The sequence below is a fragment of the Sphingomonas sp. SRS2 genome (genome assembly GCF_000971055.1).
Taxonomy (GTDB): domain Bacteria; phylum Pseudomonadota; class Alphaproteobacteria; order Sphingomonadales; family Sphingomonadaceae; genus Rhizorhabdus.
This window is the reverse complement of the sequence record NZ_LARW01000047.1, coordinates 19,890-39,097: the sequence shown is the minus strand read 5'-3', so window position 1 is coordinate 39,097 and position 19,208 is coordinate 19,890. Positions and strand designations below refer to the sequence as shown.

The following is a 19,208-nucleotide window of genomic DNA, read 5'->3' as shown; positions in this document are numbered from 1 at the left end:
CTGTCACGCTATTTTATCGATCGGCCGATTTTCGCCTGGGTCGTCGCGATCATCCTGATGCTCGCCGGGGTGCTGGCGCTGCAAACCCTGTCCACCGAGCAGTTCCCGGAGATCGCGCCGCCAAAGGTGACGGTCGCCACCGTCTATCCGGGCGCGGACGCCGAAACACTCGAGAATTCGACGACCCAGATCATCGAACAGCAGATGAAGGGCATCGACAATCTGCGCTATTTCGCCTCGACCAGCGACGCCGCCGGCAATCTTGCGATCACCCTGACGTTCGAACAGGGCACCAATGCCGACACTGCCCAGGTCCAGGTCCAGAACAAGCTGCAGCAGGCGCTGCCGCTGCTTCCCCAGGAGGTCCAGCAGCAGGGCCTGCGGGTAACCAAATCGACGGCCAACTTCCTGCTGATCGTCGGCCTCCATTCGGATGACGGCAGGCACGATCAGGTCGATCTGGGCGACTATATCGTGTCGAGGCTGCAGGATCCGATCAGCCGGATCGACGGCGTCGGCGATACCCAGGTGCTCGGTGCGCAATATGCGATGCGCATCTGGATAGATCCGTTCAAGATGGCCGCGCTCGGCGTCACCGTCGCCGATGTGAAAGCGGCGGTTCGCGCGCAAAACGCCCAGGTGTCGGCCGGCCAGATCGGCGGCCTGCCGACGGTGCAGGGCCAGACGCTCAACGCGGTCGTGACCGCTCAGTCGCGGCTGCGCACGGCGGAGGAATTCCGCGCGATCCTGGTGCGCTCGAACCCCGATGGATCGGTGGTGACGCTGGCCGATGTCGCGCGGGTCGAACTGGGCTCCGAAAACTACTCCTTCGTGGCGCGGCTCAATGGTCATCCGGCCTCGGGCCTCGGCATCAAGCTAGCGCCGGGCGCCAATGCGCTGCAAACCGTCGACGACGTCAAAGCAGCGGTAAGCGAACTCGCGAAAACCTTCCCGCCGGGAATCAAAGTGACGTACCCCGTCGACAACTCGACCTTCGTGCGGTTGTCGGTTGAGCAGGTGATCCACACGCTGATCGAGGCGATCGTCCTCGTCTTCGTGGTGATGTTCCTGTTCCTGCAAAACTGGCGCGCCACACTGATCCCGACGATCGCGGTGCCGGTGGTGCTGCTCGGGACGTTCGCGATCCTGCTGCTGGCCGGGTTCACCATCAACACGCTTACCCTGTTCGGCATGGTGCTGGCGATCGGCCTGCTCGTCGATGACGCGATCGTCGTCGTGGAAAATGTCGAGCGGCTGATCCAGACCGAGGGGCTGACGCCCAGGGAGGCGGCGTACAAGTCGATGAACGAGATCAGCGGCGCGCTGATCGGCATCGGCCTGGTGCTTTCCGCCGTCTTCCTGCCGATGGCCTTCTTCGGCGGCTCCACCGGCGTGATCTATCGCCAGTTCTCGATCACGATCGTATCGTCGATGGTGTTGTCGGTGCTGGTGGCGCTCATCCTAACCCCGGCGCTGTGCGCGGCGATCCTGAAGCCCGCCCATCATCAGGGCGAGCGCAAGGGCTTCTTCGGCTGGTTCAATCGCACCTTCGATCGCGGCATCGAACGCTATGATCATGGCGTGCGCACGGTCGAGCGCCGCTGGGGACGAACCCTGCTGGTCTACGGGCTGATCGTCGCGGTGATGGCGTTTATCTTCCTGCGCCTGCCGTCGGGATTCCTGCCCGCCGAAGATCAGGGCACGATGCTCGCCCAGGTGACGCTGCCGAGCGGCGCGTCGATCGAGGAGACCGCTCGCACGCTGGACCGCGTGCAGAAGCATTTCGCGAACGCCGAGAAGGATGTTGTCGCCGACGTGTTCACGATCGCCGGGTTCGGCTTCGGCGGGCAGGGACAGAATGTCGGCATCACCTTCGTCAAGCTGAAGGACTGGAAGGAGCGCAAGGGCAAGGAGGATCGCGTCGCCGCGATCGCTCAGCGCGCCAATGCCGCCTTCGCCCAGATGCGCGCCGGCATGGTGATCGGCTTCGTACCGCCCGCGGTGCCCGAGCTTGCGACCGCGACCGGCTTTGATTTTCAGCTCAAGGACCGTGACAATATCGGCCATGAGGCGCTGCTGGCGGCGCGTAACCAGTTGCTCGGCATGGCCATGCAGGACAAGCGGCTCGCACAGGTCCGGCCCAATGGCCTGGAGGACACGCCCCAGCTCAAGCTGACGGTCGACCAACCTGCGGCCGGCGCTCTGGGGCTCGCCCAGGCCGACATCAACGAAACGCTCAGCACCGCATTGGGCGGGTCCTATATCAACGACTTTATCGATCGTGGCCGGGTCAAGCGCGTCTATATGCAGGCCGATGCACAGTTCCGCACCACGCCCGAAGCGATCGGCGCCTTTCATGTTCGCGGCAAGACCGGGACAATGGCGCCATTCGACGCCTTCAGCCGGACGGACTGGCGCTTCGGTCCCTCGCGCCTCGAACGCTATAACGGCGTATCTTCGTTCGAGATCATGGGCGCCCCGGCCCCCGGTATGAGCACTGGAACGGCGATGGCGGCGATGGAGGAACATGCCGCCAAGCTGCCGGCCGGCGTCGGCTTCGAATGGACCGGCCTGTCCTATGAGGAGAAGCTGTCGGGCGGTCAGACGCCCCTGCTATATGCATTGTCGCTGCTGATCGTCTTCCTGTGCCTGGCCGCGTTGTACGAGAGCTGGTCGGTGCCGATCGCGGTGCTGCTGGTCGTGCCGCTCGGCGTGCTGGGGGCGGTTCTCGCCGCCTGGATCGCCGGGCTCGAAAACGACATTTACCTTCAGGTCGGATTGATAACGACGATCGGCGTGGCGGCGAAAAACGCGATCCTGATCATCGAGTTCGCCGAGGAGAAGATGCGCCACGGGCTGGGCGCGGCGGAGGCGGCGCTGGAAGCGGCGCGGCTGCGGCTGCGGCCGATCCTGATGACCTCGTTCGCCTTCATCTTCGGCGTGCTGCCGCTGGCGCTGTCGAACGGCGCAGGCGCGGGCGGTCAGAATGCGATCGGCTGGGCAGTGGTCGGCGGCATGCTGTCGGCAACGGTTCTCGCCATCTTCTTCGTGCCGGTCTTCTTCACCGTGGTGAAGCGCCTGTTCGGCCAGCACCACGCGGCATCCGGGGAGAGCCAGGCATGACCGTGCTGCGATCGGGTATCGTGCTGATGGCGCTGATGCTGGGCGGATGCGATCTCGCGCCCCGCTACGTCCGGCCGACCTTGCCGGCGCCGGCTGCGGCACCGCAAGGGCCTGCTTATGCCGTGCCGGCGGACGCCACCGCGGCGATCGCCCCGGCCGACACCGCCTGGCGCGATTTCTTCCTCGACGATCGGCTCCGCCAGCTGATCGCGACGGCGCTGGAGAATAATCGCGACCTGCGCATCGCCGTCGCCAATGTCGAGCAGGCGCGGGCGCTGTATCGTGTCCAGCGCGCCGACATCCTGCCAACCCTGGGCGCCGACGCTGGCGCGACCTTTCAGAAATCGCCTCTCACCACGACCGGCGGTGGAACAGCGAGCGCAGGCAGCGGGCGGACCGACGTCTATTCCGCGTCGCTGGGCATTTCGGCGTGGGAGATCGATCTGTTCGGCCGCCTCCGCAATTTGAGCCGATCGGCGCAGGAGCAATATTTCGCCGCGGCGGAAAATCGAAATGCCGCGCAGGTCAGCCTGATCGCCGAAATCGCGAGCGCATGGCTGACGATGGCGGCGGATCAGGAGCGGCTGCGCATCGCGCGCGATCTGGAGAAGGCGTTCGGCGAGACGCTTGCGCTGACCCAGGCGCGCTTTCGCGTCGGCGTCGCCTCCGAACTCGAAATGCGCCAGGCGCAGACCAGTCATGATCAAGCGCGCTCGGACATCGCCGAGGCGACCACGCTGGTCGCGCAGGATCAGAACGCGCTCAACCTGCTCGCCGGGACGACCGTACCGGCCGGCCAACTACCCGCCGAGCTTGGCACGCAGGATTTGACGCTGGACAACCTGCCCGCCGATCTGCCGTCGGATATGCTGCTGCGCCGGCCCGACATCGCCGCCGCTGAGCATCAGCTGCGGGCGGCCAACGCCGATATCGGCGCGGCGCGGGCAGCCTTCTTTCCGCGCCTGTCGCTGACCGCCGCCTTCGGCACGATGAGCCTGGGGCTGTCCAACCTCTTCACATCGGGAAGCGATTTCTGGTCGGTGGCGCCATCGGCCAGCCTGCCGATCTTCGACTTCGGGCGGAATCGCGGCAATCTGCGCTATGCCGAGGCGACACGCGCCGCGTTGCTCGCAAGCTATGAGCGCGCGGTGCAGTCGGGCTTCCGCGAAGTGGCCGACGCGCTGGCGCGGCGCGGTACGATGACCACCCAGCTCGATGCGATAACGTCGCGGCGGGAAGGCGCGCGAATCGCCTATCGCCTATCGGATGCGCGCTTCCGGGCCGGGATCGATCCCTTCCTGACGACGCTCGACGCGCAACGCACTTATTATGCCGCCGAACAGGCGCTGGTCGCGACGCGACTCGTCCGCGCGCGCAACACCGTGGAGCTTTATCGCGCGCTCGGCGGCGGCCTCAGATAGGCCGGCCATCACGCATAGCGGGATATTCAGAGCAGCAGGGTCGATACCACCCACAACACACCAGCCACGCTGAGCACAACGCACGCGCGATCAGCCATAACGTCGAGCACCGACATAGCCTCTCCTCTCATCCACCGTCCTTGCCGTCGCGGTCTTCGCCGCCTGAGGTCAGCCTAACGCAAATATCCGGCGATGTAATGCTTCTTCTGCGGGCGGCGGAAGCGCGGCTTCCACCCCGCGCGATCCCGCTCTAGAAGCGTGCCATGTCCGACATGATCCAGCTCGATCCGATCGCCGCGCTGATGCTCGCGATCATCGTGGCGCTGTGGGTCGCCGCCGCCGTGGCGTCGATCATCATGGGGTTGCGCCGTGACGCGGTCGCGAAGGCGCGCGCCCGCGATATCGAGCGGCAGGCGGCGCTGATCGGCACCGCGCCCGCGCTCCCCTTCCGGGTCGGGCTCGACGGGCGGATCGCCGCCGACAGCCGGCTCGCGCACTGGCTCGGCCTTCCCGCTGTTCCCGCCAGCATCGACGCGATGGCGGGCAGCGACGGCGGCGGCATATCGGTGGTCGACGCCGAGGGGCTCGCCGCCGACATCGCCGCCGCCAACCAGGCCGGCCGGCAGTTCGAGCGCGTCCTCCACCTGAGCGGCACCGACCGGGTGCTGATGGCGCGCGGCCGCCCCTCCCCCGCCCCGGTCGGCGACGGCGTGATCATCTGGCTGTTCGACCATAGCGACAGCGAGCGGATCATCACCCGCCTGTCGCAGGAAGCCGCCGCGATCAGCGACGCGCTCGACAGCTGCCTCGCGCTGATCGAGGCCGCGCCCTTCCCGATGTGGCATCGCGGCCCCGACCTGAAGCTCGCTCTGGTCAATTCGGCCTATGTCGCTGCGGTCGAGGGCGTGAGCGCCGAGGATGTCGTCACCCGCGGAGTCGAGCTGATCGACGCCGCCGAGGGCCGCGCGCCGCGCGCCACCGCGCTCGCGGCACGCGACAGCGGCCGGATCAAGACCAATGTCGTCCCCGTCACACTGTCGGGCCAGCGCCGGACGATGCGGATCGTCGACGTGCCGATGGGCGAGCATGGCGTCGCGGGTTACGCCTTCGACATCCAGGACCTCGAACAGACCCGATCCGAGCTGGGCAGTTTCCAGGAGGCCCAGCGCGAGCTGTTCGACCGGCTGTCGGCCGGCGTCGCCCAGTTCGCGCCCGACCGCAGCCTGGTCTTCTACAACCAGCCCTTCCTGCAATTCTTCTCGCTCGCCCCCGAATGGCTCGCCGACCGGCCCGAATTCGACCGAGTGCTCGAACGGATGCGCGAGACCCAGCGCCTGCCCGAAGCGCGCGACTTTCCCGGCTGGAAGACCGAAAGGCGCGGCTGGTTCAACGCGGTCGATGCGATCGAGGAGACCTGGACGCTGCCGGGCGGCCAGCATCTGCGCGTCGTCGCCCAGCCGCTTCCCAATGGCGGACTGCTGCTGTTCTTCGAGGACCGCACCGAGCAGGTCCAGCTGTCGAGCGCGCGCGATACGCTGCTGCGGGTGCGCGCCGCGACGTTCGACAATCTGTTCGAGGCGATCGGCGTGTTCGCGTCGGACGGACGGCTGCACATCTGGAACCAGGGCTTCCGCGACATCTGGGGCCTGTCCGACGCCGACGTCGCGCAGAATCTGCGCGTCGACGCGATGGTCGAGCTGGTTGCCGCCAAGCTCGCCGATCCGTCGCGGGCGCAGCTGCTGCGCGAGCTGGTCCGCATCGCCACGGTCGACCGGCAGGCCCGCACCGGTCGAATGGCGCTCGCCGATGGCCGCTATTTCGACTTCGCCGTGGTGCCGCTGCCCGATGGCAACGCGCTGTTCACCCTGCTCGACATCACCGCCTCGCGCGGGATCGAGGAGGCGCTGCGCGGGCGCGCCGATGCACTGGAAGAAGCCGACAAGCTCAAGACCGCCTTCGTCGCCAATATGAGCTACGAGCTGCGCGTTCCGCTGACCTCGATCGCGGGCTTCGCCGAACTGCTCGACGCGGGCTATGCCGGCGAACTGCCCAACGTCGCCGGGGAATATGTCAAGGCGATCCTGACCTCGGTCGGCCGGCTCGGTTCGCTGGTCGAAGATGTGCTCGACCTGACTCAGGGCGCGGCGGGCAACCTGCCGCTGGCCGAAGAGCATGTCGATATCGGCGCGCTGCTGGGCGAGGCGATCGAAGCCGCCGGCCGCGCCGCCGCCGCCAAGCCGGTGTCGCTGATCGTCGATATCGAGTCCGAGCTCGGGCTGATGCGCGGCGATCCGCGCCGCCTGCGCCAGATCGCCGATCACCTGCTCAACAATGCGATCAGCTACACCCCGCCGCAGGGCCGCGTGACGATCCGCGTCCATGGCGACGACGACATGATCATCTGGACGGTCTCCGACACGGGCCAGGGCATGGATGCTGCGCAACGCGCCCGCGTGTTCGACAGCTATCCGCGCATCGATGCCAACAATGAGGAGGGCAAGCAGCTGATCGGCATCGGCCTGCCCCTGACGCGCCAGCTCGTCGAGGCGCATGGCGGCTCGATCGCGCTCGAAAGCGAACCCGGGCGCGGGACGACGGTGACGATCCACCTGCCCCGGCGGCATGGCGAGGCGTTCGATTGATGGGTGACGCACTTATTCTTCCCCCCTCCACCTCAGGGGATGGGCCAGACGGCATCCACCTCACCAACCCCGAAGCTACCGCCGCGGCCGGGGCAACCCTCGCCCGCCTGCTCCGCCCCGGTGACGTCGTCGCGCTGGCCGGCGATCTCGGCGCGGGCAAGACGACCTTCGCGCGCGGGCTGATAGCGGCGCTGGGCTTCGCGGATGATGTGCCTAGCCCGAGCTTCCCGATCGTCATCCCTTATGCCCCGCCCGAGCTGAGCCTGCCGCTCTGGCATGTCGACCTCTATCGGATCGACGATCCGGAGGAGATCGAGGAACTCGGCCTCGACGAGGCGCGGGCCGACGCCGCGCTGCTGATCGAATGGCCTGAGCGGATGGGCGCGCGGCTGTGGCCCGACACGCTGCGCCTCTCCATCGAACGCGAGGGCGATGACGCGCGCCGCTTGACTTGGCAGGCGCCCACGGCATGGGAAGGCCGATGGCCGCCCCGATGATTCCCCCGCCGCATGCCCCCGCCTTTCTCGACCGTGCCGGATGGAGCGGGGCCACGATCCTGCCGCTGGCCGGCGACGCGAGCTTCCGCCGATATTTCCGGGTGGAGCGCGGCGACGACCGCGCCGTGCTGATGGATGCGCCGCCAGAGCATGAGGACAGCCGCCCTTTCCTCGCGGTCGCCCGCCACCTCGACGCGATCGGTTTTCGCGCGCCGCGCATCCTTGCCGAGGATCTGGACCAGGGACTGATCCTGCTCGAAGATTTCGGCGATGCGCGGATGAAGGAGGTGATCGAGGCCGACCCTGCCGCCGAGACGGGCATATATGCGCAAGCGATCGACCTGCTCGCCGATCTCCACGGCGCCCCCTGCGGCGATCTGCCGCCCTATGACATGGCGGTCTATCAGCGCGAGGCGGGGCTGTTCCCCGAGTGGTACATGCCGGCGGTCGGGCTCGACGCCGATACCGACAGCTATGGCGCGGCATGGGACAAGGCGCTCGCGCCGATCCGCGCCGATCAGTCGATCACCGTGCTGCGCGATTATCATGCCGAGAATATCATGCTGCTCGACGACGGCAGCCTCGGCCTGCTCGATTTCCAGGACGCGCTCGCTGGCCACGCCGCCTACGACCTGGTCTCGCTGCTCCAGGATGCCCGCCGCGACGTGCCCGCGCCGCTCGAAGCCGCGATGATCGCGCGCTATGCCGAGCGCCGTCCGTTCGACGCCGCCGCCTATGCGCTGCTCGGCGCACAGCGCAACGCCAAGATCCTCGGCATCTTCACCCGGCTGTGGAAGCGCGACGGCAAGCCGCGCTACCTCGCCTTCCAACCGCGCGTCTGGGCCTATCTCGAGCGCGACCTGGCCCATCCCGCGCTCGCGCCGGTGAAGGCGTGGTTCGATACGCATGTGCCGGCGGAAAAGCGCGCCGCGCATTGGGACGCCGCATGAGCGACATCCGCACCGCGATGATCCTTGCCGCCGGCCTCGGCAAGCGGATGCGGCCGCTGACCGCCACCCGGCCCAAACCGCTCGTCGAGGTGGCGGGCAAGCCGCTGCTCGACCATGTCCTCGACCGGCTCCGCGCCGCCGGGATCGGCAAGGTCGTCGTCAACGCCCATTATCTCGCCGACGCGCTCGAAGCGCATCTCCGGCGCCGCGCGTCCGATCTCGACGTGACGATCTCCGACGAGCGCGGCGTGCTGCTCGAAACCGGTGGCGGGGTGAACAAGGCGCTGCCGCTGATCGGCGAGGACAGCTTCCTCATCGCTAACAGCGACAATCTGTGGATCGACGGCCCGCGCGACGCGATCAGCCTGCTCGCCGAGCGCTGGGACGATGACAAGATGGACGCGCTGCTGCTGCTCGTCCCCCAAGCCCGCGCCAATTGCCATAGCGGCCTGGGCGATTTTCACATGGACCCAAACGGACTGATCACCCGCCGGCGCCCGTCGAAGGTCGCGCCATTCGTCTATACCGGCATCCAGATCGTCTCGAAGCGCATGTTCGCCGATGTGCCCGAAGGCCCATTCGGGTTCATGCTGCTGTGGGAACGCGCGATCGCGGCGGGCCGGGCGTTCGGCTTTGTCCATCAGGGGCTGTGGTTCGACGTCGGCACCCCGCCCGCGATCGGCAAGACCGAGGCGATGCTGGGGCTGGCGTAAATAGACCGATCCTCATCCCAATTCGTCATTCCAGCGAAAGCTGGAATCTCGGGAGGGTCGCGCAACCTCCACTCCGTCCCCGCCGCACGAGATCCCAGCTTCCGCTGGGATGACGATAGGGTAAGATTGTCCACCATGACCCTCCCCACCGTCTTCACCATTCCCGCGCATCGCGCCTTCGCCGATGCGCTCGCGGCGGGGTTGATAGCGGAGTTTGGCGACGATCCGCTCGGCCTCGCCCGCGCCGCGATCCTTGTGCCGAACAACCGTGCCGCGCGGGCGATCAGCGATGCCTTCGTCCGCCGCGCCGAGGGCGGGCTGCTGCTGCCGCGCCTCGTTGCGATCGGCGATCCCGAGCTCGACGAGCGGCTCGGCGGGCTGCTCGATCCGATCGGGGCGGAGGACCATGAGCCGATTCTTCCCGCAATCGATCCGCTTGAACGGCAGATGATCCTCGCCCGACTGACCGGCGAGGCGCGGGCGGCGGCGGGCGACCCGATCGATGGCGGCGAGGCGATCCGGCTGGCGGGCGAACTCGGCCGCACCCTCGACCAGCTGCTGATCGAACAGATCCCGCCCGCCCGGCTGCGCGAACTGGTCGACCTGCCCGATCTCTCCGAACATTGGCAACGTTCGCTCGACATGCTCGACGCGATCCTGACCCGCTGGCCCGCCGAACGCGCAGCGCGGGGGCGGATCGACCTCGCCGAACGGCGCAACCTGCTGCTCGACCGGGCCGCCCGCCGCTGGCGCGCAAGCCCGCCACCCGGTCCGGTGATCGCCGCCGGCATCAGCAGCACGACACCGGCCGTCGCACGGCTGCTGAGCGTCGTCGCGCGCCTGCCGAAGGGCATGGTGGTGCTGCCGGGCGTCGATATCGAGCGCAAGCGGCGCAAGGAGTGGGATGCGCTCGGCCCGCACAAGGCTGAGGCGGACGGCCCGCGCCCGCCCCGCCCGATCGAAAGCCATCCGCAGTTCGCGCTCAAGCGCCTGCTCGACCAGATGGATATCGGCCGCGACGAGGTTCAGACCTGGCGCTGGGCCAGCGGACGCGACGCACGATCGGTCCGCGCCACCGCGATCGCCAATGCCATGGCCCCCGCCACCTTCACCGACAAATGGCATGAGCTGCCCCCCGCCGAACGACGCCTGACCGGGGTGCGCGCGATCGAGCTCGCCAACCCTTCGGAAGAAGCGCAGGTGATCGCGCTCGCGCTGCGCGAGGCGATCGAGACGCCGGGGCGCACCGCCGCGCTCGTCACTCCTGACCGCGTCCTTGCCCGCCGCGTCACCGCGCACCTCGCCCGCTGGGGGATCACCGCCGACGATTCTGCGGGCACCCCGCTGTCGCTGACTCCCGCGGGGACGCTGCTCCTCGCTATCGCCGAGGCGGCGGCGGAAGGCTTCGCGCCGGTGCCGCTGCTCGCGCTGCTCAAGCATCCGCTGGTCCGGCGCGGCGAGGCGCGCGGCCCCTGGCTCGACGGGGTGCGCCGGCTCGACATCGCGCTGCGCGGGCCGAGGCCGCCCGGCGGGCTCGATGGCGTCACCCGCTTCCTGGCCGATGGCGACCGCTATACCGCCCGTGTTCGCGCGCCGGCGCAAAGCTGGTGGGACGAGGTGAAGGGAGTGCTGGAGCCTCTGGAACGGACCTTCTCCCAAGGCAGTGATCTAAGCACTCTCCTCGCCGCCGTCCGCGAAATTGTCACCACCCTCTCCGAAGATGCGGGCTGGTCGGGCCCCGACGGCCGCGCCGCCGCCGACCTGATCGCCGAACTGGAGGCGACCGCGCCGCTGGGCCCGGTCAACTTTCAGCCTGCCAGCCTGAGCCCGACGCTTCGCCTGATGATGGACGGCATCGCGGTGCGCCCGCCGCAGGGTGGTCACCCGCGCCTGGCGATCTGGGGCCTGCTCGAAGCACGGCTCCAGCATGCCGACCTGATGGTGCTGGGCGGGCTCAACGAGGGCGTATGGCCGGCGCTGCCCAGCCCCGACCCCTGGCTCGCGCCGCGCATCCGCGCCGAGCTGGGGCTCGGCGGACTCGACGCTCGGATCGGCTTGTCGGCGCATGATTTCGCGATGGCGCTCGGCGCGCCCGAGGTGATCGTCACCCGCGCCCGCCGCGACGCGCGCGCGCCGACGATCGCCTCGCGCTTCTGGCTGCGGCTGGAGGCGATGACCGGCGGCATGACCCGTGAGCACCGCCTGCCCAACTGGGCGGCGGCGATCGATCGACCCGTCGGCGAGCGCATCCGCTTCGACCGGCCCGCCCCCGCCCCGCCGGTCGCCGACCGGCCCACCGTCCTCGCCGTCACGAAGCTCGATCGTCTCCAGGCCGATCCCTTCGCCTTCTACGCCGACGCCATGCTCAACCTGCGACCGCTGGACGCGGTCGATGCCGATCCCACCCCCGCTTGGCGCGGCACCGCCGTCCACAATGTCTTTGAAACGTGGATGAAGGAGGATGGCTGTGATCCCGACCTGCTGCTGCCGCGTGCGCGGACCATGCTCGACGAGATGGCGGCGCATCCGGTGATGCAGGCGCTGTGGGAGCCGCGACTGATGGAGGCGCTGCGCTGGGTCGCCGAACGGATGCGCGAGGCCGCGGCGCAGGGCCGGCACCCGATCGCCGCCGAAATCGACGGACGGATCGAGATCGCCGGGGTCACGCTCAAGGGCAAGGTCGACCGGATCGACCGGCTGGCCGATGGCACGCTGGCGATCGTCGACTACAAGACCGGCAAGCCGCCCAGCGCCGCGCAGGTCCATGCCGGCTTCTCGATGCAGCTCGGTCTGCTCGGGCTGATTGCCGAGGAGGGCGGCTTCAAGGATGTGAGCGGCCAGCCGCTGGCCTTCGAATATTGGTCACTCGCCAAGGACAAGGACGCCTTCGGCCAGATCCGATCGCCAGTGGGCACCAGGAGCGAGATCATGCCCGACGATTTCACCACCCACGCCGCCGGGGTGCTGACCCAGGCGGTGCGGCGCTGGCTGACCGGCGACGAGCCCTTCACCGCCAAGATCGCGCCCGAATATTCGCCTTATGCCGATTATGACCAGCTGATGCGCTTCGACGAATGGTATGGACGCGGCGATGCGGAGGCGGGCCGATGAGCGCGCGCCTCAAGCCGCTCGATCCGCTGCTGCCCTCGCAGCGTGATGCGTCCAACCCGCGTGAACTGGTCTGGTTGTCGGCCTCGGCAGGGACGGGCAAGACCCATGTGCTGACCGCGCGGGTGCTGCGGCTGCTGCTCGGCGGGGCCGCGCCCGAATCGATCCTCTGCCTGACCTTCACCAAGGCGGGCGCCGCCGAGATGGCCGAACGCATCCACCGCCGCCTCGCCCATTGGGCCGGCCTGAAGCAGGACGCCAGGCTGATCCAGGAGCTGACCCGCCTTGGCGAGGATAGCGACCCCGACGCGTTGAAGCGCGCGCGCCAGCTTTTCGCCCGCGTCCTCGACGCACCCGGCGGCGGCCTGCGCATCCAGACGATCCACGCTTTCGCCCAGACCCTGCTCGCGGGCTTCCCCGCCGAGGCCGGGCTCGCCCCCGGTTTCCGCCCGATCGAAGGCCGCGAGGAAGCCACGCTGGCGCGGCGCACGCTGGCCGACATGATCGACGGCGCGGCGCGCGGCGGCGATCTGGCGCTGATCGGCGATGTGCAGGCGCTTAGCCTCCGGCTCGGCGAAGGCGGGGCCGAGGATTATCTGCGCGACTGCGCCCGCGCGCCCGACGCATTCGAGACGCTGGGTCCGCGCGAGGCGATCGAGCCGCGCCTTCGACGCGCGTTCGGCGCGCCGCTCGGCGATGTGGAGGAGGCGATCGAGCGGGGCTGCGCGGAACTCGACCTCGGCTGCTTCCGCGCCGCCGCCGCCGCCAATGCCGCCTGGAACACCGCCAGCGGACTGTGCGACGCCGATATCCTCGCCCGCTTCCTCGCCGCCGCTCCCACGGCGCGCGCCGCGATGCTCGAAGAAGTATTGTTCGTCGCGCTGACCAAGGGGTTCGAGCCGCGCAAATATCAGGCCGGGCTACTCAAGGCCGATCCCGCTTATGCCGAGCATTGCAGTGGGCTCGCCGAGCAGATCGGCTATCTCCTGTCGCTGCGCACCCGCGCCGCGCTCGCCGCGATCATCGGCGCGGGGCTGCGGGCCGGGCAGAGCTATGCGCTCGCCTATGCCCAGGCCAAGCGGTCCGCCGGACTGGTCGACTTCGACGACCTGATCCGCGCCGCCGTGCGCCTGCTCGACACGCCGGGCATGGGCGACTGGGTGCGCTTCAAGCTCGACCAGAGCACCGACCATATCCTCGTCGACGAGGCGCAGGACACCAATGCAGCGCAATGGTCGATCGTCGACCGCCTGGCCGAGGAGTTCTTTGCCGGGGCCGGCGCGCGCGGGAGTGCGCTGCGCACGCTGTTCACCGTCGGCGACTTCAAGCAGGCGATCTTCGGCTTCCAGGGCACCGACCCCGCCGAGTTCGCCCGCGCCCGCGTCCGCTTCGCGTTCAAGGCGCTGGAGGTCGAGCGCGAATTTCTCGACCTGTCGCTCGACCGCAGCTTCCGCTCGGCCCCCGCCGTCCTCGAACTGGTCGATCGGCTCGTCTCCGACCTCGGCCACCAACAGATGGGGCTGGTCGATCCCGCCGAGCCGCACAGTGCCCACAGCCCGATGCCCGGCCGGGTGACGCTGTTGAAGCCGCTCGCGCATGACGAAACGATCGATGAAGACGGCGAGGAGGGCTTCGCCGACAATGTCACCCGCACCTATGCGAGCCGCCTCGCCCGGCAGGTGCGGCAGTGGATCGATGACCGCGTCTGGCTGGCCAGCAAGAAACGGCCCATCCGTCCCGAGGACATATTGATCCTCGTCCGCCGCCGCGCCGATCTCGCCTCGTTGATCGTCGCGCGCCTCCATGCCGAGAAAGTCCCCGTCGCGGGCGTCGACCGGCTGCGGCTGACCGCGCCGCTCGGCGTGAAGGACCTGCTCGCCGCCGTCCGCTTCGCCGTGCAGCGCGAGGATGATCTGAGTCTGGCGTCGCTGCTCGTCTCGCCACTGTTCGGCTGGGACCATGACCGGCTCCATGCGGTCGGCTTCGGACGCAAGGGCGCGTTGCTCGACGCCGTCCGCGCGAAGGGCGGGGCGGAAATCAATGCGGCGCTCGACGATATTCTCGGACGCGCCGACTTCACCACGCCCTATCGCTTCCTCGAACATCTGCTGACCGGCCCGCTCGACGGCCGGCGCAAGCTGATTCAGCGGCTCGGCGCGGAAGCGCGCGACCCGATCGAGGAACTGCTCGGCGCGGCGCTGCAGTTCGAGGGGACCGCGACCGCATCCCTCCAGCGCTTCCTCGACTGGTTCGATCGCGGCGAGGTGGAGATTACCCGCGACCCGTCAGCGCCGCTCGATGCGGTGCGGGTGATGACCGTCCATGGCTCGAAGGGGCTCGAAGCGCCGATCGTCATCCTCGCCGACGCGACCGCCGATCCCGATCTGAGTCCCGACCGGCGGCTCGACTGGGCGATCGATGAAGCCGCTCCGCTGCCTGTCCCGGTGCTGCGCCCACGCAAGACCGAGATGGTCGACGCCCTGCGCGAGGAGGCCGAGCACCTTGCCGCCCGCGAGCGGCAGGAACATTGGCGGCTGCTCTATGTCGCGCTGACCCGCGCACAGGAGCATCTCGTCATCGCCGGCGCGCTCGGCATCCGCGCGCGGGGCGTCCCCCCCGCATCAAGCTGGTACCAGGCGGTCGAGCAGGCGATGGCCGGCCTTGGCAGCGAACCCGAGGACGACGCGCTATGGGGCAGCGCGCGCCACTATCGCGGTACGGTGAAGCCTGGCGCGGCGACCGCCTCGGCGCGGCCGCGCGGCGAAACACCGGTGCTCGCCGAACCCGCCTGGCTTCGCGCGCCCGCCCCACAGGAGGCTCGTCCGCCACGTCCGCTCGCGCCCTCGTCGATCGGCGCCGACGATGTCGCCGATCCGCCCCCTTCGGCGGTGATGCGCGAGGCGGCGCGGCGCGGCACCCTTCTCCACGCGCTGTTCGAGCGGCTGCCCGCCATTGCTCCGGACGATCGCCGCGCCGCCGCCGAACGCTGGCTGCTGCGATCCGCGGGGGTCGACGATGCCGGCTATGCGAAAGCGTTGGCCGAAGATGCCTGCCGGGTGATTTCCGACCCACGCTTCAACGCGATCTTCGGGCCGGAGGCGCTCGCCGAAGCTCCGGTCGCCGCCGTCGTCGAGGGCGAGGTGATCGCCGGAACCGTCGACCGACTGCTGGTGACGCCCGACCGCATCCTTGTCGTGGACTTCAAGACCGGGCGTCGCGCACCCACCGATCTTACCGCCGCGCCGCTGCACCATATCAAGCAGATGGCAGCCTATGCTTCGGCGCTGGCGGTCGTCTTTCCCGGCCGGACGATCGAAGCGGCGCTGCTTTATACGGCGGGGCCGACGCTGATGGCGGTCCCGGCCGCATTGCTGGCGGCGCACAAGCCCGGCTTTAGGGGCGAGGAGCAAAAGCAGGGCATAGGCCGTTGAGCATGGCCGAGCCCCGTCCTACATCTCAGCCATCACCAAGGAGTTTTTGAGCATGCCGACCAAAGCCATCACCGACTCGTCCTTCCATGATGACGTCATCAGCGCCGACAGGCCCGTGCTGGTGGATTTCTGGGCGGAGTGGTGCGGCCCGTGCAAGATGATCGGCCCGTCGCTCGAAGAGATTTCCGAGGAACTCGGCGAGCAGGTGACGATCGCCAAGCTCAACATCGACGAGAATCCCGGCGCCCCCGGCCGCTATGGCGTCCGCGGCATCCCAACGATGATCCTGTTCAAGAACGGCCAGCCGATCGCCACCAAGGTCGGCGCCGCGCCGAAGAGCCAGCTCAAGGGCTGGCTGGAAGGCGAGCTCTGATCGGATAGCGTCCCCCGGCCCCCGGGTCTGGCTGCGCCAGCCCCGGGGGCCGGGCATCGTTCAGGCCGCTACGAAATCCGCGTCGCCCTCGCCGCTGGCGGCCCCGGCATCCGCCGGGGCGGCCTATCCTTCAGTCGAACAGCACCGCCTTCGCGAGATCCCACATCTCGGGCGAGTTCGCGGCTATAGCGCCGATGCCCGGCACCGCGAGCCGATAGGGCGCACCGTCGTGCCGCGCGATCTTGCCGCCCGCTTCCTCGAGCATCAGCGCACCAGGGGCATGGTCCCAGACCTGGGTGCGCTCGAACAGCGCGATGTCGTTCTGGCCGAGGATCAGCCGGGGATATTGCTCACCCGCGCAGCGCGGGATGTCGACGATCTCGATCTTTCCTGCCGCGCGGCGGCGGACATCGGCCTGCCTCTCCTCGGACATGAAGTAGGTGGCGATCGCGGCTTTCGGCAGGCCGCCTGATGGCCTTCGCACGCAAAGCTTCTCACCATCGGCGAAGCAACCGCCGTCGCGCATCGCGTGGAACACCCGCCCTGTCACCGGATCGAGAATCCACCCCGCCTCCCGCTCCCCGTCGAGGCTCAGCCCGATCATGATGCAGAAGGGGCTCTTGCCCTCGGTGAAATTATTGGTGCCGTCCAGCGGATCGATTATCCACGCCGGCCCCTCGCCTACCCGGTCTACGATCGAAGGGTCGGCGGCGGCGGCCTCCTCCCCTATGATCCGCGCGCCGGGCAGAAGTTTCGCCAGCTCGGCGCTCAGCAGCGCCTCGGATTCCTGATCGACGATCGTGACGAAGTCGCCCGGCGTCTTCTCGGCAAATTCGTGCGTCGCGAGCTTGCGATAACGCGGCATCATTATGTCGCGCGCCACGATCTGCATAAGGTCCAGTACGGGTCGGTAGAGCGGGTGCATTACAGACTCTTATGTCAGCGGGATCATCACGTTGGCGGCATAGCCGGGGCGGGCCTTGAGCTTCTCATACCAGGCCGCGACATGCGGGCGGTCGGGCCGCTCGATATCAAGGGTGTACCAGCTATGCGCATAGACCCCCATCGGGATGTCGCCGATTCCGAAATCATCACCCGACAGCCACGGCTTTTGCGCCAGCGCGTCGTCGAGGATCGCCATCATATCGCCGGTCCGCTTCGCCGACGCCGCGACGGCGGCCATGTCGCGGTCGGCCGGGGCCTTACGGACTATATTGATGAAAGCATCGAACTGCGCCTCGGCATAGCTGAACTGCCAGTCCATCCAGCGATCGGCGGACGCGCGAAGCTGAAGATCGGTCGGCCAAAGCTCGCCGGCATATTGGCTCGCGAGATAGCGCAGGATCGCATTCGATTCCCACAGCACGAAGCCATGATCCTCGATCGTCGGGATCAGCCGGTTGGGGTTCATCGCAAGATATTCGTCGGTGAAGCCGAACTGACCGCCGATATCGCGCCGCTCGTGCAGGATGCCGGCCTCGACCGCGGCCCAGGCGACCTTCTTCACGCTATGCGAATTGAGCCGGCCCCAAATGATGAGCATCGTATGTCATCCTTTTCTCTCACGATCATGCTTGGGTGCTTACGGTTCCCGGAACAGACGATCAAACGCCTCAGCTCCGATAGTCGGCGTTGATCGATATATAACCATGGGTGAGGTCGCAGGTCCAAACCGTAGCGCGACCGTTGCCAAGGCCGAGGTCGACCCCGATGTCGACATCCTTGCCCTTCAGATGCGCCGCGACCGGGGCCTCGTCATAGCCCTCGACCGCGAGGCCGCCGCGCGCCACCTGGGTCGCGCCGAAGCGGATCGAGAGCTTGTCGCGCTCGGCGGGTTCGCCCGCCTTGCCGACCGCCATCACCACCCTGCCCCAATTGGCGTCCTCGCCCGCGATCGCGGTCTTCACCAGCGGCGAGTTGGCGATCGACAGCGCGACGCGCTGCGCGCTGCCGTCGCTCTCGGCCCCCTCGACGGTGATGCTGATGAACTTCGACGCGCCTTCGCCGTCACGCACGACGAGATGGGCGAGCTGGAGGCAGATGTCGGCCAGCGCCGCCTGGAAGGCATCCGCGCCCGCATCGTCGATCGTTTCGATCGGGTCGTTGCCCGCCTTGCCGGTCGCAAAGGCGAGCACGGTGTCGCTGGTCGAGGTGTCGCCATCGACGGTGATGCAGGAAAAGCTCTTGCCGTTCGCCTGATCGAGCATCGCCTGGAGCAGGCCCGGCGCGATCGCCGCGTCGGTGAAGATGAAGCCGAGCATCGTCGCCATGTCGGGCGCAATCATTCCCGAGCCCTTGATGATGCCGACCAGTTCAACCTTCCGCCCGCCGATCATCGCCGATGCCGTCGCCGCCTTGGCGAAGGTATCGGTGGTCATGATCGTCGCGGCAGCGGCTTCCCAGCCGGCCTCCGGCGCGGTCAGCACCGCGTCGATTCCCGCCTCCGCCTTGTCGATCGGCAGCGGCACGCCGATCACCCCGGTCGATGCCACGAACACGTCCGACGGCTGGCAGCCGATCGCCCCCGCCACCCGCGCGGTGATCGCCTCGACGGCGGCGCGGCCGCGACTGCCGGTGAAGGCGTTCGAATTGCCAGCGTTGACGACCAGCGCCCGCGCCCGCCCCAGCGGCAATGCGGCGCGGCACCATTCGACCTCGGGCGAGGGGCACTTGCTCTTCGTTGTGACCCCGGCGACCGCAGTCCCTTCGTCGAAGGCGACAAAGGTCAGGTCGTTGCGCTCCCAATTCTTGTACCCCGCGCGCGTCACCGCGACACGGACCCCGGCAATGGCGGGCAGCGCAGGAAAGCTGGCGGGGGCGAGGGGCGAACGATCCATGGGGCAACTCCGCTGGTGACGCGTGCGCTATAAGGGGACGGTGCGAAGTTTGAAATATGGCGAGGCTGAATTGATGCGGTCATGGAACGACTCATTCACTGTGCCGTTATCGT

12 protein-coding genes are annotated in these 19,208 nt (G+C 68.3%); 9 read left to right on the top strand and 3 right to left on the bottom strand.

Annotated elements, in window-relative coordinates; genetic code table 11:
* The 9 genes from WP12_RS02435 (at position 1) to trxA (ending at position 16,258) form a co-directional block, all read left to right on the top strand.
* Positions 1 to 3,123 carry an efflux RND transporter permease subunit gene (locus WP12_RS02435; RefSeq protein ID WP_046192223.1) on the top strand — a complete coding sequence of 1,041 codons (3,123 nt, stop codon included), beginning with the start codon at positions 1 to 3 and terminating at the stop codon, positions 3,121 to 3,123.
* Positions 3,120 to 4,544, top strand: coding sequence for an efflux transporter outer membrane subunit (locus WP12_RS02430; RefSeq protein WP_046192183.1), 1,425 nt, complete (start codon positions 3,120 to 3,122; stop codon positions 4,542 to 4,544). The genes WP12_RS02435 and WP12_RS02430 overlap by 4 nt, the downstream gene beginning before the upstream one ends.
* 263 nt (positions 4,545 to 4,807) lie before the next feature.
* The gene (locus WP12_RS02425; protein ID WP_046192182.1) at positions 4,808 to 7,186 is read left to right on the top strand and encodes a sensor histidine kinase; all 2,379 of its coding nucleotides are present in this window, start codon (positions 4,808 to 4,810) and stop codon (positions 7,184 to 7,186) included.
* Entirely contained in the window at positions 7,186 to 7,683 is a 498-nt protein-coding gene (tsaE, locus tag WP12_RS02420; RefSeq protein ID WP_046192181.1) for a tRNA (adenosine(37)-N6)-threonylcarbamoyltransferase complex ATPase subunit type 1 TsaE, read from the top strand. The genes WP12_RS02425 and tsaE overlap by 1 nt, the downstream gene beginning before the upstream one ends.
* Positions 7,680 to 8,633, top strand: a complete 954-nt coding sequence (locus tag WP12_RS02415; protein WP_046192222.1) for an aminoglycoside phosphotransferase family protein — start codon at positions 7,680 to 7,682, stop codon at positions 8,631 to 8,633. The genes tsaE and WP12_RS02415 overlap by 4 nt, the downstream gene beginning before the upstream one ends.
* Positions 8,630 to 9,346 (top strand): nucleotidyltransferase family protein, encoded by a 717-nt coding sequence (locus tag WP12_RS02410; protein ID WP_046192180.1) that lies wholly within the window; start codon positions 8,630 to 8,632, stop codon positions 9,344 to 9,346. The genes WP12_RS02415 and WP12_RS02410 overlap by 4 nt, the downstream gene beginning before the upstream one ends.
* Positions 9,347 to 9,481: 135 nt before the next feature.
* Positions 9,482 to 12,457 carry a double-strand break repair protein AddB gene (gene addB, locus WP12_RS02405; RefSeq protein ID WP_046192179.1) on the top strand — a complete coding sequence of 992 codons (2,976 nt, stop codon included), beginning with the start codon at positions 9,482 to 9,484 and terminating at the stop codon, positions 12,455 to 12,457.
* Positions 12,454 to 15,885: a double-strand break repair helicase AddA gene (gene addA, locus WP12_RS02400; protein ID WP_046192178.1), complete on the top strand. Its 3,432-nt coding sequence runs from the start codon at positions 12,454 to 12,456 to the stop codon at positions 15,883 to 15,885. The genes addB and addA overlap by 4 nt, the downstream gene beginning before the upstream one ends.
* A 52-nt stretch (positions 15,886 to 15,937) precedes the next feature.
* Positions 15,938 to 16,258 (top strand): thioredoxin TrxA, encoded by a 321-nt coding sequence (gene trxA, locus WP12_RS02395; protein WP_046192177.1) that lies wholly within the window; start codon positions 15,938 to 15,940, stop codon positions 16,256 to 16,258.
* Between the two features lie 130 nt (positions 16,259 to 16,388).
* On the opposite strand, the gene WP12_RS02390 is transcribed toward trxA, so the two are convergent.
* The 3 genes from WP12_RS02390 to argJ all read right to left on the bottom strand — a co-directional run bounded on the left by WP12_RS02390 (position 16,389) and on the right by argJ (position 19,095).
* Positions 16,389 to 17,183 carry an inositol monophosphatase family protein gene (locus tag WP12_RS02390; protein ID WP_046192176.1) on the bottom strand — a complete coding sequence of 265 codons (795 nt, stop codon included), beginning with the start codon at positions 17,181 to 17,183 and terminating at the stop codon, positions 16,389 to 16,391.
* A gap of 9 nt (positions 17,184 to 17,192) precedes the next feature.
* On the bottom strand, positions 17,193 to 17,801 hold the full coding sequence (locus WP12_RS02385; RefSeq protein ID WP_046192175.1) for a glutathione S-transferase family protein: 609 nt from the start codon (positions 17,799 to 17,801) through the stop codon (positions 17,193 to 17,195).
* A 70-nt stretch (positions 17,802 to 17,871) separates the two neighbouring features.
* Positions 17,872 to 19,095 (bottom strand): bifunctional glutamate N-acetyltransferase/amino-acid acetyltransferase ArgJ, encoded by a 1,224-nt coding sequence (gene argJ, locus WP12_RS02380; protein WP_046192174.1) that lies wholly within the window; start codon positions 19,093 to 19,095, stop codon positions 17,872 to 17,874.
* Positions 19,096 to 19,208 lie beyond the last annotated feature (113 nt).